Source organism: Anabaena sp. CCY 9613 (genome assembly GCF_963920895.1).
In the GTDB taxonomy this organism is placed as follows: domain Bacteria; phylum Cyanobacteriota; class Cyanobacteriia; order Cyanobacteriales; family Nostocaceae; genus Cyanocohniella.
Map to the genome: position 1 here is coordinate 126,944 of NZ_CAWUDE010000014.1, position 17,996 is coordinate 144,939.

Sequence of the window (17,996 nt, forward strand, 5' to 3'; positions counted from 1 at the left end):
AGTTTATTTGGTGGAGTAAATCGAAAATATCAAACAAAAGTTTTAACCTTTCGCTTTACTTAACCTAATAACTCTCAAATTTCAGTCAATGAAAACTGAATTGCTACCAGCAGCAATTAACAGTCTATTGTATGACTATTTGTTAATTTACACTAGATCTTTTTATATTAGTAAAATTTATGATTTGGATATAAATATTAGCTAGTTTATTTTTGAGAACTTTATTTTTAGCCTTAGCAATAGGAATATAGAAATTATCTATCTCACGATGGATGTTTTAGCTTTTACTTTCATGATGGACTTCTAGAAGTGAATTTGAATAGTATAAATTAGCTATTGATAAGTTAAAGCTAATTTGATAACAGACTTTTTATGCAGAAAAATACAGATATTCCAGGATTGAGAATGGTGCGGTTAGCACAAGGACGTTCATTGAAACGCTCAAGGTTGGAGTTAAGCACCAATCAAGTCAGAGGGTCAGATCTCATGTCATCAACCCCAGTGCAGAAGAAAGTTCAGGCTCTTTGGACTGCCATAGTTTTACTTGGTGTTTTTTTTTGCATAGAACTAGGGACGGGAATTTGGAGTCATAGCTTATCGCTTTTAGCTGATGCTGAACACATTTTTTCAGATGTAGTAGCGTTAGGTTTAGCACTGGTTACAGCCTGGTTATCTCAATTCATATCCCAGAAAAGCATACTTGGACGCTATCGTTTAGAAGTCCTAGCAGCCTTGATTAATGGCATCAGTCTAGCGGCTGTTGCTGGCTGGATTATTCAAGAAGCTCTGGTGCGCTTGCAATCTCCCGTCATAGAGATTCATGGTGTACCGATGTTAATAACTGCCCTGATTGGTCTACTTGTTAACGGTTTTAACGCTAAGTGTTTGCACAAATGTAGTCATCATGACCTCAATATGAGAGGAGCTTTACTGCATCTGCTAGCAGATATAGCCAGTTCAGTGGGAGCAGTATTAGCAGCCATTGCAGTGATCTGGCTCAATTGGACTTGGGCTGATGGTGTTATCAGTTTAATTGTGGCAGTGTTGATAGCTACATTTGCAGCCTATTTAGTGATTCAGAGTGTACAGTCTTTGCGCGGTCAGATTACTGATGTGACTTGCATTTGTGATGTGAAAGTGCAAGATTTTAGCGATCGCCAGCAAGCAGAGAAGCTATTATTTCCTACTTTAGAGGAGCTTGTGTGATAATTTTATTAACGGATTTGTGAGCCTCGAAAAGAGTATACCTGACCGAGTTGTATATTGTTTACGTGAGTGGGAGTTTGCTTTCTCAGCTCTGGCAGACTTCCTAACAATAAAGACCCTGCCAGCAACAAAATCAACTTCTATAGACCTGGGAAAAGCGATCGCCTGTGAAATAAAGGTGTCGAGCAAATGGTCATTGAGTGCCCGTCCCTTGACACTCGCCAGTGAAAAAAATTAATTGATAACAAAAAGATGAATGAGAGAATTGCAACAGAAGTCATGGAGAATACTGTTGTGATTTTGAATACCAAAGACATTGCAATTCAGAACATAGATCATTTAGCTTGAACAGCAAGAAGCCTCTCACTCGTCCTTTCGGACTGAGTGATGAGATGAATTGCGCGTGAGTTGACGACAATCTCCCGACGGCAGTTGCTACAAGTCGGCAGAGCCGCCCAACGCACTGCCTCACCAATGCGACAGCGAGGGAGGGAGATATGGAGGAAACGAACAAATTTTAATTCTCTGGTTGTTGCTGATTTTCAATGTATTTTTTCAGAGTTGAAACGGTAACGCCACCACAACTAGCGATAAAATAAGACCCATTCCAAAAAACATCTTTGCTATAAAAAGTTTTTAAATGTTCAGAAAATTCTTGCCTCAATTTTCTAGACGAAATAGATTTTAAGTTATTGACCAACTTGCTAAGTTCTAGATCAGGGTGGTACTGAAAAAGAAGATGTACATGATTATCTTCGCCATTGAACTCAACAAGCTTGCAATCCCACTTTGCCAACAACTCCTCAAAGATAGTATGTAAGCGTTCTAGCATTGCTGCGTTAAATACTCTGCGTCTGTATTTTGTTGTTAAAACTAAGTGAGCTTTCAGGTCACTAACAGACCTCCCTTTGGAAACAAAGTCATTTTTCATTGGATGTAGACTTAAATTAAAATCAGTGTATACTAAAAACATAACACTGATTTACAAAGGTGGTGATAAACAGTTGAGAACAGCATACCAGTACAGATTACGCCCAACAAAACAACAAGCAGCAGCAATAGACCGATGGCTGTCTATGCTATGCGCTCAATATAATTATTTGTTGGCTGATAGATTTAATTGGTATGAGCAAAATCGTTGTTCGGTTAACGCTTGTCCTCTTGTTTGTCATCTTCCAGAGTTAAGAGATAATCCAGACTATTACTCTCAAAAGAAAACATTACCTGAACTCAAGAAAACTCATCCTCATTATGGTGATATTTATTCACAAGTTTTCCAGGATGTAGTTAAACGAGTTAAGGTAACTTTTGATAGATTTCTCAAAGGTGATAGCAATGGCAAAAGAAGCGGTAAGCCAAGGTTTAAATCTCGTAGCAGATACAAAACTTTTACTTATCCTCAGATGAAATATGGATGTTTACAAGATGGCTTAATCAATCTTCCAAAGCTGGGACAGATTAAAGTTATATTGCATCGTCCATTACCTGACGGGTTCAGGATTAAAACTGCTTCTGTTACTAAAAAAGCAGATGGTTATTATTTAACTCTCAGCCTAGAAGATTCTACAGTTCCAGAAATCAAGCCAGATATTAATCCAGAATTAATAACTGGTATTGACATGGGATTAAAAGAGTTTTTGACAACTGCTGATGGTGAAACAGTTGCTATTCCTCAACATTACCGTAAGGCTCAAAAACGCCTGAGAGTTATTCAGAAGCGTGTTTCACGACGTAAAAAAGGTAGTAACCGTAGGCATAAAGCTGTCAAGCAACTAGGTAAACAACATAAAAAAATTGCTGACAAACGTAAAGACTTTCACTTTAAAACTGCTCATAACTTACTGAAAAAATATGATGTAATTGCACATGAAGACTTAAACATCAAAGGACTTTCTAAGTCTAGACTTTCTAAGTCTGTACATGATGCTGGATGGGGTAACTTTTTATCAATACTGACAAACAAAGCCGAAAATGCTGGTTTGTTGGTAATACCTGTTAAAGCATCTGGGACAAGTCAAGAATGCTCTAGTTGTGGTGCAAAAGTACCAAAAAAATTGCCTGAACGATGGCACGATTGTCCACATTGCGGATGCAGTCTTGACCGTGACCACAACGCAGCAATAAATATAAAAAATAGAGCCGAGGGGCATCCGGTTCTTAAAGCTCATCGAGTATCCGAAGCCATAGCTGGATTTGGTGAGAAGCCTACACTGTATGCGATAGCATCAGTGTAGGAGTATGTCACGGATAGTAGCGAATCATAGACGCGATAGGATTAGTAGAAACAATAAATGAATTAATAGGAGAGGAAAAAGGAGAAAAATTCAGTCCTGGTCATGTAGTCTTGGTTATTTTTTCAAGACTATCCCTTTGTGTGGCTGCTCGAATTAAAATTTCAAAGATATTTTGTTGTTTACACTTACTCTGAGTCTGAATTGAAATATGTGATGATCGCCCCTATTCTCATGAGAACCTGGTTGCCGTTTTATAATGAAAGGATGCAAAAGCTTACCATCACCCGACCTGACGATTGGCATCTGCATCTGCGCGACGGTGCAGCACTGAAAGCGGTTCTGCCCTACACGGTGCGTCAGTTTGCCCGCGCGATCATCATGCCGAATTTGAAGCCCCCTATCCGCTCGGTGGCAGATGCGGCAGCCTATCGCGATCGCATCCTCGCCGCCATTCCGGAGGGCCAACAGTTTGAGCCATTGATGACGCTCTACCTCACCGACAACACCAGCCCCGACGACATTCTGCGGGCGAAAGAATCCCAGTTTATCAAAGCGGTCAAGTACTACCCAGCCGGTGCAACGACTAACTCAGACTCCGGTGTGACGGATATTCAAAAGAGCGATCGCGTCTTTGAAGCAATGCAGCAGGTGGACATGCCGTTATTACTGCACGGGGAAGTGACCGATAACGATGTTGATACGTTTGATCGCGAGAAGGTGTTTATCGAGCGATATTTAATCCCCCTCAAGCAACGATTTCCCAAACTGCGGGTGGTGCTTGAGCATATCACCACCTCCGATGCGGTGCAGTATGTCCTGTCTGCCAACACCATCGCGGCAACAATTACGCCCCAACATTTGTTGTTTAACCGTAATGCCCTATTCAAAGGCGGCCTTCGCCCCCATTTTTATTGCCTGCCCATTTTGAAACGGGAGGAGCATCGTCAGGCTTTGTTGCAAGCGGCGACATCGGGGAATCCGAAGTTTTTTCTAGGTACCGATAGCGCTCCCCATACCCGCACCAGCAAAGAAAGTTCCTGTGGCTGCGCGGGATGCTTTTCGGCTCTGCACGCCCTTGAGTTGTATGCCGAAGCATTTGAAAGCGTGAAAGCCCTGGATAAACTGGAGGCATTCGCTAGCTTCTATGGCCCAGATTTTTATCAACTGCCGCGTAATACCGAGCGAATTACCTTGTCCAAAACGACTTGGCGCGTTCCTGATGAACTTCCATTTATGGAATCTGGGCTTGTACCTTTGGGGGCGGGGCAGGAAATGACATGGCAACTAGTGTAAACGACCCAAATAAAATAATGCTAAAAAACTCAAAAAACTCCAAGGAAACCTGTATTGTCTCTAATCAACTCTCAGTCAAATCCAATTAAAACTTATGACTAGAGCGATAAATCGACAGTTTCGCTTGGCTGCTCGTCCAGTTGGCGACATTAAAGAAAGCGATTTTGAGTACCGAGAAGAGCTAATTCCCAGCCCCAAAGATGATGAAGTGCTGGTACGTACTATATATCTGTCACTAGATCCTACCAATCGGATCTGGATGAGCGATATCGAGCAGTATATGCCTCCTGTGGAAATTGGGGAAGTTATGCGTGGCGGTATTATAGGTGTCGTTGAAGAGTCCAAAAATCCCAATTTTAAAAAGGGAGATTTGGTTTCTGGGATGCTCGGTTGGCAAGATTACGCCATCGCCCTTGGAAACAGCGGCTTTTCAATCACGCGATTACCTGATCCTCTACCTTGTCCGCTCAACGCATTTACCGGGCCACTGGGAGCTACTGGTTTTACAGCTTATTTTGGGTTATTAGATATAGGACAGCCAAAAGCTGGAGAAACTGTGGTCGTTTCAGCCGCATCCGGCGCAGTTGGTTCCATTGTTGGACAAATTGCCAAGATTAAGGGTTGTCGGGTAGTTGGTATAACTGGCAGTGATGAAAAGTGCCGTTGGCTTACAGAAGAACTTGGTTTTGATGCAGCAATTAACTATAAAACTGGGGATTTAGAAAAAGCATTAGCTCAAGCTTGTTCCAATGGAATCGATGTGTATTTTGACAATGTTGGCGGAATAATCCTTGATACCGTGCTAACCAAAATTAATCTGCACGCACGCTTGGTTTTATGCGGTTTAATCTCAACTTATAATGCTTCAAAGCCTGTTCCTGGCCCATATAATTACAGCCAAATTCTCATGAAACGCGCTCTCGTCCAGGGATTTATTATCTTGGATTATATTCCCCGATTTCATGAAGCGATCGCGGAAATTGGAAAGTGGCTAAACCAGGGGAAAATTAAATATGCTGTTGAGATTGTCGAAGGCTTGGAAAATGCACCCAAGGCGATCCTAAAACTTTTCGATGGCAACAAAAAGGGAAAACTGATTATTAAAGTTTCAGATGAACCTGCATGAAAAATTTACCATAAGCCAGGTACTGTTCAAGTAGGGTAAGTTTTTTGACTGCGGTAGTCATAAACCCTTTTTTATTGATGCTCTGAAATTAGATTTTACCAACTTTTGGGCAGATAACGTTGACCTTGCCCACCAATCTGCTTGTTGAGCGAAACTTTATCCCCCGCCATCTGTCCAGCAATAAATCCGTCTTCTGAACTACAAGAAAACCTTTGATTTCGGCTTTTTAGATTCAATTTTTTAGAATATGCTTTTAACTCTGCGTCCAGCTTTTCATAGAGCGATCGCATAACAATAGCTGAAATTGCTGCTGAATTTTCGGAAGCTGCTACACCCTCACATTTTTGTTTCTCTATGCCTGACAAAATTCGGGCATGAAGCCGATGTGCAGCACCTAACTTGAAAGCATTCTTGAAAGTACGGTTGCCATTCACCTGTTTCGCCAGTCGGTCAACTGTTTCGGCTAAATACTCAAACTGTATTCGGGTTGATTCATTATTAACAGGTCGCCCAAAAATTATCTGCTTGATTCGGTTTTTTTGTTTAACCCGATAAGCAAAACAATAGTTTGCTTTGCAAACTGCATTTAGCAATATCCCTTTCCAAGAGCTTTGCCTTTGGGATTCGTTGAGAATTTGTTCTTCTATCTCTTGGGGTGTAGAATCTGCTAAGTCTGCCATTGACAAGTTGTGGCGAGTTAGCATCTCTTGAGCTTTAGAGAAAGCTGCGAATGCTTCTGATTCATTAGGAGATTGAGAAAGGGACAATAGTTTTTTAATTTTGTCAGCAACCTTTTCAATATCTTGGGCATCATATGTAGCTTTTTTCTCCATAAATCATAGATAAAAAATATGAAATCAAGATATTTTTCTTACCTGAAAATATAAACGTTTAGAATGTCAACTAGCTAATTACTTTGTGACAGGGATACCGTTTAAAGTCATCACGGGATCGCTATCGCAAAGACTAATATTAGCTTTCCAACGAGAGGGAAAATCTGAATCAATGAAAGTGATTTCAAATCTGCCCCAATGATAAGTAGGTTTACCATCAGCCCCTTCTCTATAGGTATCGCAACGTACCGATGAAGAATTCTGTACCCAATAGCCATTGTATGAACCCCGGTCAGAAAACACTCCTGCTAAACCATCAATGAAAATAACTCCATCTTCACCATAGTGCCACACGGCAGTTTTATTGCGATCTTCTTGATAGACAACATTGTATTCTTCTGTTGTCCAAACCTCATCAGCTAAAGCTTTTTGGGGTGCAATAGCACAATTTAATAAGACTAAGATCAGGAAACCATAATTTATTTTCATAATATTAAATGTTGATAAATTCAAAGTTCTATATAAAGTTAACAAGTTGATTTTGTCATAATTTTATGCGCCTATTGCAAAACTCAACAAAAGTATTGGATCTCTCAGATGTCATTACAATACCGAGATTCCCAGTGCTTGAACAGCTTCTTGCCAAAATGAGAATTGCTGGGGTTTTGAGTCAGAACTTGTGCGCGTGCAGTACCTCCATCACGTCACAGATATAGGTGATGCCCGAATAATTGTCGAAAAACTTCGCTGCGACCTCATCCGAAATCTTTACGGCCATATCCCGATTGGGGGTGAGCACCTCGAACTTTACATTAGTGTAGATGTCGCCAACGTTGGGTTGTCCCGACGAGCGCACGCCGCGACTGCCTTTACCTCCAGCGGGCACCACCGTATAACCGGTAGCACCGGCTTCGTCGATGATCTTGGCGACCTTTTTCAGCAGCACCTTTTCCGTGACGATGACGAGCTTACTGGCTTTCTGGGTCATGTGGTTTACCTCCTGATACGTTCTATTACGACAATTCAAGGTAAGACTCTATGGTTTTGCCTTGAATCATATCTTTAGAATTATGCTAAAGATCGGCGAATCTACTAACCTCTGTTGAGAAAAATTGACTCAGATTAGCGGAAGTATTTTATAAAAAACACTTATCCTTTGGGATGCTCCTCGCAATTTGGGAAGTGCAGTCATAGAAAGCCCTTCTTAAAGGATAACAACGTATAGAGAAAATTCTATGATCGTTATTTACATTAACCAGAGATATACAGGTTTTCTGAAAATAAAAGGAAAACTTATGATTTGAATTTGAAATTACTTAGCAGATCCATGTAGAGCAATGGCAAATTTGTACGAATTTTAAGATAAAGTTAAACACATGTCTGCCTTCCTAACCTTTTTTGAATTCAAAATGCAAAATGCGAAATTAAGAAGAAGATTTATTTTGAATTAATTCTGGGTACAAGCCTCCACTGAAATTCGTTCAGTGATCTTCCCTAAGGGACGCTACGCGAACAATCAGTAGTGGTAAAAGCCCCTAATAAGTGCAATTTTGAATTGATAATTTTGAATTGTTTGGAACCCTAATATCTGAATCAAGGAGGAATTACAACATGGATTTTTTGTCCGATTTCTTGATGCGCTTCTAAATATAAACTTAAGAATATCATTCAAGGTGAAAGCATAGATGTCTGTTTTCTGTTCGACATCAATGTCAGGTTTGAGCGACTCAGTCTTTCTCTTTGAGACACTTTCCATTCACAGGTGAATTTCTGACAAGTGTTTCCGTAGCGGCGGGCAATTGCCCGCCACCGCCACACACGTTCGATCAGCATGGAGCGTACACAATGAACAAGTTTGACTCAACTAAACTGCCGACCAAATTTGACAACACCAGCGAAGGCTGGCTAGTGCAGGTATATAGCGGCGACCGCCGCCTGCTCTGCGTGCTCGACTCGTCTCACGCCTGGACTTTTTTGTTGGGCTGTGGGTTCGGTCTCCTACTGGCTGTGGGGTGGTTTAACCTCGCCAGTTACAGTCCGTCCACGACTGATGTGCAGTCAACAACTCCCCCCGAAATGTGGATTGATTAGCTCAGCCATTGCTAGAAGAGTGGTGCCCACGCAACTCTTCCGATTTGGTCATCCCCATACCGTTCTCTGGTGAAAACAAGCAGACGCTGGCCGGTTCGACTGGACAAGTAGGATGGAGCAGGGCAGTCCCCCGCAGATCGAGCCAGGATAACTTTGACAAAAAAGTGCAGTCATAGAAAGCCATTTCTGAATAACAACAACGTAAAGAGAAAATTCTGCGATCGCTATTTACATTGACCAGAGATATATAAATTTTCTGAGAATAAAAGGAAAACTTATGATATGATTTGAATTTGAAATTACTTAGCAGATCCATGTAGAGAGATCGCCAATTTGTACAGACTTTAAGATAAAGTTAAACACATGTCTGTCTTCCTGAGTTTTTTGAATTCAAAATGCAAAATGCAAAATTAAGAAGAAGATTTATTTTGAATTAATTCTGGGTACAAGCCTCCACTAAAATTCGTTCAGTGGTCTTCCCTACGGGACGCTACACAAACAATCAGTAGTAGGTTCAAGCCCCTAATAATTGCAATTTTGAATTGATAATTTTGAATTGTTTTAACCCCTAATATCTGAATCAAGGAGGAATTACAACGTGGATTTCTTATCCGATTTTTTGACGAAATTCGGGGCGCAGTTGCAGTCCCCGACACTCGGCTTTTTGATGGGTGGTATAGTCATTGCCGCCCTCGGTAGCCAACTGCAAATTCCAGATGCGATCTATAAGTTCATCGTCTTCATGCTGCTCATCAAAGTTGGATTGAGCGGCGGCATTGCGATCCGCAATTCCAATCTGACGGAGATGCTGTTGCCCGCACTGTTCGCCGTGGTAACGGGGATACTGATCGTGTTCATCGGGCGCTACACGTTGGGCAAGCTGCCAAAAGTCAGAACCGTGGATGCCCTTGCGACCGCGGGCTTGTTCGGTGCCGTGAGTGGCTCTACCCTCGCCGCCGGCATAACGGTAATGGAAGCGCAAGGTATGGCATACGAACCCTGGGCCGGCGCACTTTATCCCTTCATGGACATCCCAGCGCTCGTGACTGCGATCGTCGTGGCCAGCATCCATACCAGCAAGCAGCGCGACAAGTATTTCAGTCAGGAGGAGTATCTCAGCCAGCAGCCGGTTGCCGCAGGTAAGTATCCCAGCGAGCAGGAGTATCCCAGCACCAGGCAGGAGTATCTCACTCAGCAGCACGGTAACGCAGGCAAGCGGGTCGAGATCTGGCCCATCATCAAGGAAAGCCTCCAGGGATCTGCTCTATCGGCACTGCTGCTCGGCCTTGCTCTAGGCATAATAACCCGTCCTGAAAGTGTCTTTGAAAGCTTTTATGAGCCCCTCTTCCGCGGACTGCTTTCAATACTGATGCTGGTAATGGGTATGGAGGCCTGGTCAAGGATTGGCGAGCTACGCAAAGTAGCCCAGTGGTACGCCGTATATGCCTTGGTGGCTCCGCTGCTGCATGGGTTTATCGCCTTCGGTCTCGGCATGATTGCCCACTACGCCACGGGATTCAGCCCTGGCGGTGTAGCTCTTTTGGCCATCATTGCCGCCTCCAGTTCAGATATCTCAGGGCCGCCCACTTTACGAGCTGGTATCCCGTCTGCCAATCCCTCCGCCTATATAGGCGCGTCTACAGCTGTCGGCACGCCAGTTGCGATTGCCTTGGGAATACCGCTCTACATCGGACTCGCCCAGGCGCTGATGGGCAGCTAATTCCAGACAGGTTGCGTTCTGTCGGCCCTCCCTTGACCTGACAGACCAAGCGACTCAATATATAAGATAAATTACGGTAAGGAGGTAAGCAACATGGCCAAGCCAGCCAAAAAGCTCGTCATAGTCACGGAAAAGATTCTGCTGAAAAAGATCGCCAAGATCATTGAAGAAGCCGGGGCAAACGGTTATACGGTTCTGGAAACTGGCGGTAAAGGCAGTCGCAACGTGCGCTCGACGGGACAACCCAACGTTTCTGACACCCAGGTGAATATAAAATTCGAGGTGCTCACCCCGGATCGGGATATGGCCGAGAATATTGCGGATCAGGTCGCAGTGAAGTTTTTCCTCGATTTTGCGGGCATGATCTATATCTGTGACGCAGAGGTACTGTACGGGCACAGTTTCTGTGGACCAGACGGCTGTTGAATTGAGACGACACAGACCTAAAAAACCGGGGCATGACCCCGGTTTTTAGTAGCCGTATTTCTTGCTTGCGGGACTTGGGTCTCAGTGGAAGTCCCCGACACTCGGCTTTTTGATGGGTGGTATAGTCATTGCCGCCCTCGGTAGCCAACTGCAAATTCCAGATGCGATCTAGATCTATCTTAATGGAGCGCGATTATTATTATCTATACAATTATTCACTGAGACACTCAAGTATTGAAGGTGTTGCTAAGTATTTTGAATGACTTTGGATTCAGTATATTGTTACTTATTAATTGGGCAACTAAAACGTCCAGATATTGCTATGTCTTTTGTGTAGTTTTTGGGCGCTCGGTGCGCGAAGCGCACCATTGCTTGTGCCAGTTGCGTAAGTCCTGTATTAGATAAAACGGGATGTCAGGTAGAAAAATACAGGCTTGCTGCTGAGGGTATGAAAACCCTAATTGGTTTTTTGAGTGTGATTGCGGTAGAACTGTTGCAGTTAACTTATCTACACCGTACTCAGCCCTTAGCCCCCGCAATTGAAATTCTCAATCCCCTTGAACTCAAGATTTTAAAAGCTAAGTCTCCCAAACTCCCCAAAGTGCTAACAGTTAGCTGGGCTGTTGAAGCTGTAGCTCGTCTTGGCGGCTACCTTGAACTTTGGAGTCGCTGGGGAAGCTCAATCGGGTTTATTTGGCGTTGGAGGAGAAGTTGTTGGGTTTGTTGGAGTTAGAAGCTAGCGGCTAAGGATGGGATTGCATCTTGTATAGGCAGAATCAGAGATTTCTCGCCTTCAGGATCTTTAGAAGCTTACTGCCAAGACATCGCTGATCATGGTAATCTAGCCATAGAGCTTAATAATAATAATTCCTATTTATGGCAGTGCTAAGAGGTCGGAGTGCAATTTATGGTGATGGTGCAACAGGTGGGGTAATTAACATTATTACCCGACGACCTATTCAAGATAGGGTAGTTTCCGAGGCAGAAATTAGAGTGCGTTCTGTTGGTAACTTCAAATCTGGTAGTTTTGGCAATTTGATTAACTATGGAATTTCCGCTAGACAAGGTGATGTAGATTTTACCGCTTCTTTCACCCGTGATAGTTATGGTCAAGCGTTTGATGCGGAAGGCGATCGCATTCCATTAGTTTCGGAAGCTGATAGTGCTTCTATCAACGTTTTGGGTAAGCTAGGTTTTGATTTGGGTTCGCAACAGCGACTGCAAGTGACAGCCAATTATTTTAAATTACCGTTGGAGTTGGTAAGTTGTTTCTTGAAATTCGCCGCCAGATAATACTGACTATGCATAAATACATTGGCTTGGTCATTGTCACAGTTATCTTAATTACGGCTTGTCAAAGTGGTGTTCCCAATAGCCCCAAATTGGAGCATTTACAAGGAACATCCAATGATTGTCGTGTTGTGCAACACGCTGGCGGTGAAACTACTATTTGCGGTCAACCCCAGAAAGTAGTTGCACTAGAACCAAAAATGCTTGATATGGTGCTGGCGCTGGATGTCCAACCTTTTGCTTACGCGGAGACTTATTTGCTGAAATCTCGCCAATTCGACAACCCTAGTCAACAAATTCCATACTTGGGTAATTTTGTCACAACTCAACCGATTAATGTAGGCGATCGCAGTCGTCCTTCTCTAGAAACTTTGACTTTACTCAAACCAGATTTAATTTTGGGGATGAAATGGCAGGAGAATAAGTTATTATCTGCTATTGCTCCGACTGTCCTAGTAGATCACATCGAAAACTGGCAAGACAACATTCACATTGTGGCGCAAGCACTTGATCGTGAAGACAATGTACAACAAGTCATTGACTCACATCAAAAACAACTTACGGAAGTTCGCACCCAATTAACCCCACTTGTCAAAACTCATCCGCGAGTGCTGAATGTAGCTTGCAGTCAATCAATGGATTACATTGACATTAGATACAGTGGAGCTTCCGTTCAACTCCTGGAAGAAATTGGATTTGAATCTGTGTTGCTGGAAAATGTAGAACGCAAGCCAGGAGTACACCCCAAAGTCACCATTGAAACCTTATCTCAACTGGATGCAGATATTATCATTGTCTCTAGCTGGGTTGATAATTGGGATGGCACATCTACTTATAACGTGCCATTAGCCGCACTCCAACAAAAATGGGCTAAAAATCCCCTCTTGCATTATTCACGAGCCTGGAAAGAAGGTCGAGTCTATTTTGTGGATTACACACTATGGGGTGGTACTATTCTGGGGCCGATGGCTGATTCTATGATTTTAGAGAAGTTACCAGAACTTTTACTTGCACATACATAAAGTAATCACAAACTAATATAAAACTGGTGAATTTGTAATATTTCTAGACCCTATATATTACTTTATTATTTATTTCGATTACCTCGTCATTGCACCTAAAATTATGACTAAATACATTATTCAATGCTCAAGGTTATCGACTCACTCCTCAACGCCAATTAATTTTTGACCAACAATTATAGTATTAGTCCCTTGTAGTCTTGATTCTAACCTTTAGCGATGTCCTTAAAAGGCGATCTCGGTTTTTGGTATGCTTCAGATTACGTTACGTTTTAAGTAGCACAGAAATTCAGCATCATTGCTGTGGTATTGTTTCATCAGTAAAAAATTCGGTTCTGGTGGGTGTCAGCCATCAGACGTAAGGGGGAAAGTCCGGTGTAAATCCGGCGCTGTCCCGCAGCTGTAATGAAGTTCCGGCTTCAAAGTCAGAATGCCCGCCGCAAGTAACAGACAAACCCACATCCATCTGCGAGGTACAGGTGAATATAACTATGAATATTGACGCAATCAAATATAACTATTGTCTCATAGTGTTGGAAATTTACGACACGCTACAAGTTTCTATGAGATTGTAGATATTTGTCTACTCATCAGCTTTTAGACATTTAACTTGCATGTCACAGAGATCAAGTTGTCATGGCAAATTAACGGTGTATTAGCCTACCAGTTTTGCCATAGAACTAAAGACTCACATTACATATAGTCATCTTCATTACATAAGCGTTAGCGTTACCGCAGGTTATGACAATATCTGCGCTTCAGACTTCATACCTTTTAAGCATTGAAAATCAATGAACAACAAACACCATACTATATTTGTCTGCACGACCTGTGCCAGTTTATGGCAAGACGTCCAGCGAGTTGGTACAAGTGGCGGATAGCAATTATTACAGCAATTTCAGTAACTTGCACAAGATTGGGAATTGCAAACTAAATTTTCTATTCAAGTCGTTAATTGGTAAATTACCAAATTATGTGATAATAATAATCATTATCAAGTTGCTGTCCGATACCATTCCTTCTGGCGTAGAGTTTTTTGCTAAAAAAGCTCAGATTTTTGCTGGCGACCAAGTTTTAGTTATACAGGTGGCTTAAATTACCGATGCGTAATCAGTTTATTACCAGAAAAGGAATTCAACTAATCATTTTGAGTTTGACTGTAGGGATGTTATGGGAATACAAAGCCATCGCCTCAGAAGTTGATATTGAACTGACAGTCATTGACAAGTTACTGAATGAACCTGTATTTTCCCCTTTTCGTCGTGAAGGAACAGTACAAGATTCCACCCGTCCGGTTTACGTCATTACCGGCGAAGAAATGGAAGCGCAAGGTGCAAGAACTGTCAGAGAAGCACTACGTTTTCTTCCGGGTATTTTGGGTGATGGGACAGTGGGGACGGAAGTTAACGCCTTAAGCGGTCAATTTATCAGGGGTTCTAATACGAGTCAGGTCTTAATCTTACTGAATGGTAGACCTATCAATAATGTTGGTAGTGGTAGTTTTGACCTATCCGAATTTACTACTAACAATATTGAAAGAGTAGAAGTATTACCCGGAGGCGGTTCAACTCTTTATGGTTCTGATGCTATAGGAGGGGTAATCAATATTGTCACTCGTCGTCCTACCGAGAGAATTACCACAGATACCAGAGTTAACCTTGGTTCTTATGGACTCAACCAACAAAGTATTCAAAATAGTGGTACAACAGGCGATTTTTCCTGGGTGGTAGGTTACAACCGCACTCAAGCGCAAAATAATTATCCGTTTACAATACCTGAAGCTAATTTTGAGGGTGAGAGAAGTAATAATGATGCTCTCTACAATAACTTTAATGTCAAACTAGAAGCGAATTTAGGTACACGCAATACTTTAACTTTATCAAACTTATATTTAAGTAAAGTGCAAGGAGTACCAGGCGGAGTACCCATTCCTGAACCTCAATTCGGTCAGGGATTTTTTAACAATCTGACGGAAAATAATCGTAAATACACAGACCAAGTACTCACAGATTTAACTTGGAATTCTCAACTAGGAAACGGTAATGATTCCCTATTAATTGCTAGAGGTTACGCCGATTTTCTCAAGACTCGTTTTGATAATCGTAGTGGCGCACTAGCATCACAAAATAGATTTGATACCAGACAAAGGTCGTATGGACTTCAAGCTACACATAGTTGGAATATTACTAATAATCAGACTTTAGTCTATGGCTTTGATTATCGGACTGTGAATGTCCGAAATACGACTTTTAATTTTGGAACAAATCTCACGCGAGAAAATTACAATAATGGTATTAATCAAGGAGCAATTTTTGCCAGATATGACACGGATTTGTCACCTAGCTTCAACGTGAATTTAGGCATTCGACAAGATTTTAGTAGTTTGGTGAATGGTTCATTTACATCACCGTCTGTAGGTGCAAAGTTAGCAGTCGCAGATTCAACGACACTACGAGCTAACTATATCCGAAATTTCCGCGCCCCGACTATTGCCAATTTATTTAACAACAATCTGACTAATATTGGTAATCCAGAACTCAGACCAGAAAGAGGTGATAGTTTTGATGTGGGTGTTGACCAAAGGTTAGGTAATTTTGGTTTATTACGTTTGACTTATTTTCATAACAGAGTATCTGACACTATTGCTTTTACAAGGTTGATTCCGCCTGTGAATGGAAATACAGGTACATTTGAAAATATTGGGTTGGTCAGAACTACAGGATTGGAAGCTTCTTTAAATTTACAATTAGCGAGGAATGTCTATGGTTTTGTTAATTATACGTTGAATGCTCCACAGATTTTAGAAAGTACTAATCCGGAAGAAATCGGTAAGGAGTTAAGGTTTGCAGGTGCGAATAAGTTGAATTTAGGTGTTTCTTATGAAAATCCTTTGGGTTTGTATTTGGGGGTGTTGATGAATTCTTTGAGTGGATATCCTACTAATAATATTAATACGGAGTTTTTGTCTGGTTATACTACTTTTGATGTGAAAATGTGTATACCTCTCACGGATGGTTTGGTATTGACTGGTGGTGTAGATAATATATTTAATCAGCGTTATCAGTTGTTTCCGGGGTTTCCTGATGGGGGGAGGGTTTTTCAGGTGGGGTTGAGTTCTCGGTTTTAAGTTTCACGCAAAGACGCAAAGGTAGAAAGGAGGTTTTTATGACTGAGTTTAATTGTTGGGTGAAATCGATGAATGAGGTGGTGACTGAGGAGTTATCTACAGGGGGGTATATTGAGTATGAATATTTTGATTGTGGTAGTGATGTTTTGGCATCGCTGGTTTACACTTTATTTGAGCAAAATTGGCAACAGGTAGGGGTGGCTCATATTGTTCAAGGTAGTGTTTTAGAATTAGAGTTTAATGCACCACCAAAGCTTTGTATTCTCTATGATGGATATTTGACAGTAGCGACTGAAGGTTGGCATTTACATTTATGTATTGAGGCTAATTTAGGTGGGCCGCTTTGTAAAACGCCTGAAGAATTAAGAAAGCAGCGTCAAGTTAGTCGTGCGGCTTTTTATCGGCGATTTAATCCAGAAGGAAATCCTAGAAGTTGGGGGATTCAATTTTGGAATGGTGCAGATGAAAAATTAATGACGATTTTACTACCTAATCCTTTGGTAGATGGGGAAAATTTATTACCAGAGGGTAAACCTGATTTATCAAAATTAGCTCTTTATCAAGAACTCAGAGAAATTTATGTGTTAGGTAATAAACCGATTCCATTTATTAAAAATCCTCTGAAACATTCTTATATCTCAGTTTGTACTTCTACTCGTTGTCTTCCTTCCCGTAAATGGCAACCTACATTTGATGCTTTAAAATCAGCAGTAGAAACAGCAGGTGTAGATGTAGAAGTAAGAACATCCGGCTGCTTAGAAGTTTGCCAACAAGGGCCAGTAGTCTTTTATTCCGATGATAGAACTTGGTACACCCGCGTTAACCCAAACGTAGCTGAAATTATCGTCAACGAACACTTAGCACAAGGTAAAAAAGTCAGCGAAAACCTATATCCCCCAAGGGAATAATTTGTAATTCGTAGTTCTTAATTTACCAAAATATAAGGTTTAAAACCGAGTAGAATTGTGGGTAGTTTTTCTCCCCTGCTTTCTCCCCTTTGCCCTGCTTTTTCACTCCTCATACTCTCTGCGTCTTTGCGTCTTTGCGTCTTTGCGTGAGACAAAATTCCATGAATCTGGTAAAATTTCCCCACTCAAAATTAATTTCTTTTCTATTAATCTTCATTACCACACTAATCATCGCTTGCAACCATACCCCAACAATCACTCATAACCCTGCTTGTATCGAAAACTATGACCCGAATACCGATTACTTCCCCCATAAAATTCAAATTAACCATGCCACAGGATTGGTAGTAGAGTATCATCACAACTACAAAATAGTCACCGTTAAAAACCCCTGGCAAAATACTAAAACTAACTTTCAATATGTTTTAGTTCAATGTGGAACTCCACCACCACCAGGATTTAATCAAGCACAAATAATTACAGTACCCGTTAATTCCATAGTTACTCTTTCTACGACTCATTTACCTCATTTAGCCAAATTAGGTGTAGTTGATAAATTAATTGGCGTGAGTAATAGTAAACAAGTCAATACTCCAGAAGTGGTAGAGAGAATCCAAGCAGGTGAAATTCTGGAAGTAGGTAATAATGCCAATATTGATATTGAAAGATTATTAGAATTAAACCCCGATTTGGTCACAACTTTCGGTACAGGTAATTCCC

At 41.6% G+C, this 17,996-nt stretch carries 15 protein-coding genes, 1 pseudogene and 1 riboswitch; of the genes and pseudogenes, 12 read left to right on the forward strand and 4 right to left on the reverse strand.

Going from position 1 to position 17,996, the window contains the following annotated elements:
• Positions 1–372 precede the first annotated feature (372 nt).
• On the forward strand, positions 373–1,206 hold the full coding sequence (locus ACM0OT_RS17150) for a cation diffusion facilitator family transporter (protein ID WP_414565630.1): 834 nt from the start codon (positions 373–375) through the stop codon (positions 1,204–1,206).
• A 517-nt stretch (positions 1,207–1,723) separates the two neighbouring features.
• Here ACM0OT_RS17150 and tnpA read toward each other — a convergent pair.
• Positions 1,724–2,137: an IS200/IS605 family transposase gene (gene tnpA, locus ACM0OT_RS17155; protein WP_414565647.1), complete on the reverse strand. Its 414-nt coding sequence runs from the start codon at positions 2,135–2,137 to the stop codon at positions 1,724–1,726.
• Positions 2,138–2,210: 73 nt separating this feature from the next.
• Between tnpA and ACM0OT_RS17160 the strand changes: the two genes are divergently transcribed.
• The 3 genes from ACM0OT_RS17160 to ACM0OT_RS17170 all read left to right on the forward strand — a co-directional run bounded on the left by ACM0OT_RS17160 (position 2,211) and on the right by ACM0OT_RS17170 (position 5,859).
• Complete coding sequence (locus tag ACM0OT_RS17160; RefSeq protein ID WP_414565631.1) at positions 2,211–3,440, forward strand: RNA-guided endonuclease InsQ/TnpB family protein; 1,230 nt, start codon at positions 2,211–2,213, stop codon at positions 3,438–3,440.
• Between the two features lie 138 nt (positions 3,441–3,578).
• Positions 3,579–4,733 carry a dihydroorotase gene (gene pyrC, locus ACM0OT_RS17165; protein ID WP_414565632.1) on the forward strand — a complete coding sequence of 385 codons (1,155 nt, stop codon included), beginning with the start codon at positions 3,579–3,581 and terminating at the stop codon, positions 4,731–4,733.
• Positions 4,734–4,827: 94 nt separating this feature from the next.
• Positions 4,828–5,859 (forward strand): NADP-dependent oxidoreductase, encoded by a 1,032-nt coding sequence (locus ACM0OT_RS17170; RefSeq protein WP_414565633.1) that lies wholly within the window; start codon positions 4,828–4,830, stop codon positions 5,857–5,859.
• Positions 5,860–5,954: 95 nt separating this feature from the next.
• Here ACM0OT_RS17170 and ACM0OT_RS17175 read toward each other — a convergent pair whose 3' ends face one another.
• From ACM0OT_RS17175 to ACM0OT_RS17185, 3 genes are all read right to left on the reverse strand, one after another.
• Positions 5,955–6,692 carry a DUF2786 domain-containing protein gene (locus ACM0OT_RS17175; RefSeq protein WP_414565634.1) on the reverse strand — a complete coding sequence of 246 codons (738 nt, stop codon included), beginning with the start codon at positions 6,690–6,692 and terminating at the stop codon, positions 5,955–5,957.
• A gap of 78 nt (positions 6,693–6,770) precedes the next feature.
• On the reverse strand, positions 6,771–7,181 hold the full coding sequence (locus ACM0OT_RS17180; RefSeq protein WP_414565635.1) for a hypothetical protein: 411 nt from the start codon (positions 7,179–7,181) through the stop codon (positions 6,771–6,773).
• Positions 7,182–7,362: 181 nt separating this feature from the next.
• Positions 7,363–7,680, reverse strand: a complete 318-nt coding sequence (locus tag ACM0OT_RS17185; protein WP_414565636.1) for a P-II family nitrogen regulator — start codon at positions 7,678–7,680, stop codon at positions 7,363–7,365.
• A gap of 1,701 nt (positions 7,681–9,381) precedes the next feature.
• On the opposite strand from ACM0OT_RS17185, the gene ACM0OT_RS17190 reads away from it, so the two are divergent.
• The 8 genes and pseudogenes from ACM0OT_RS17190 to ACM0OT_RS17225 form a co-directional block, all read left to right on the forward strand.
• Positions 9,382–10,503, forward strand: coding sequence for a sodium-dependent bicarbonate transport family permease (locus ACM0OT_RS17190; RefSeq protein ID WP_414565637.1), 1,122 nt, complete (start codon positions 9,382–9,384; stop codon positions 10,501–10,503).
• A gap of 93 nt (positions 10,504–10,596) precedes the next feature.
• Complete coding sequence (locus tag ACM0OT_RS17195; protein ID WP_414565638.1) at positions 10,597–10,929, forward strand: P-II family nitrogen regulator; 333 nt, start codon at positions 10,597–10,599, stop codon at positions 10,927–10,929.
• A gap of 403 nt (positions 10,930–11,332) precedes the next feature.
• Positions 11,333–11,662, forward strand: a pseudogene (locus ACM0OT_RS17200) (IS4 family transposase); the annotation flags it as partial.
• A gap of 143 nt (positions 11,663–11,805) precedes the next feature.
• A complete protein-coding gene (locus ACM0OT_RS17205; protein ID WP_414565639.1) occupies positions 11,806–12,222 on the forward strand; it encodes a hypothetical protein in 417 nt (138 codons plus the stop codon).
• Positions 12,223–12,230: 8 nt separating this feature from the next.
• Positions 12,231–13,241 (forward strand): iron-siderophore ABC transporter substrate-binding protein, encoded by a 1,011-nt coding sequence (locus tag ACM0OT_RS17210; RefSeq protein ID WP_414565640.1) that lies wholly within the window; start codon positions 12,231–12,233, stop codon positions 13,239–13,241.
• Positions 13,242–13,554: 313 nt separating this feature from the next.
• A riboswitch (cobalamin riboswitch) is annotated at positions 13,555–13,698 on the forward strand.
• Positions 13,699–14,343: 645 nt separating this feature from the next.
• Positions 14,344–16,368, forward strand: coding sequence for a TonB-dependent receptor plug domain-containing protein (locus ACM0OT_RS17215; protein ID WP_414565641.1), 2,025 nt, complete (start codon positions 14,344–14,346; stop codon positions 16,366–16,368).
• Positions 16,369–16,406: 38 nt separating this feature from the next.
• The gene (locus ACM0OT_RS17220) at positions 16,407–17,276 is read left to right on the forward strand and encodes a (2Fe-2S) ferredoxin domain-containing protein (protein ID WP_414565642.1); all 870 of its coding nucleotides are present in this window, start codon (positions 16,407–16,409) and stop codon (positions 17,274–17,276) included.
• 161 nt (positions 17,277–17,437) lie between these two features.
• Positions 17,438–17,996 (forward strand): ABC transporter substrate-binding protein (locus tag ACM0OT_RS17225; protein ID WP_414565643.1); only part of this gene is annotated, 559 nt, incomplete at its 3' end.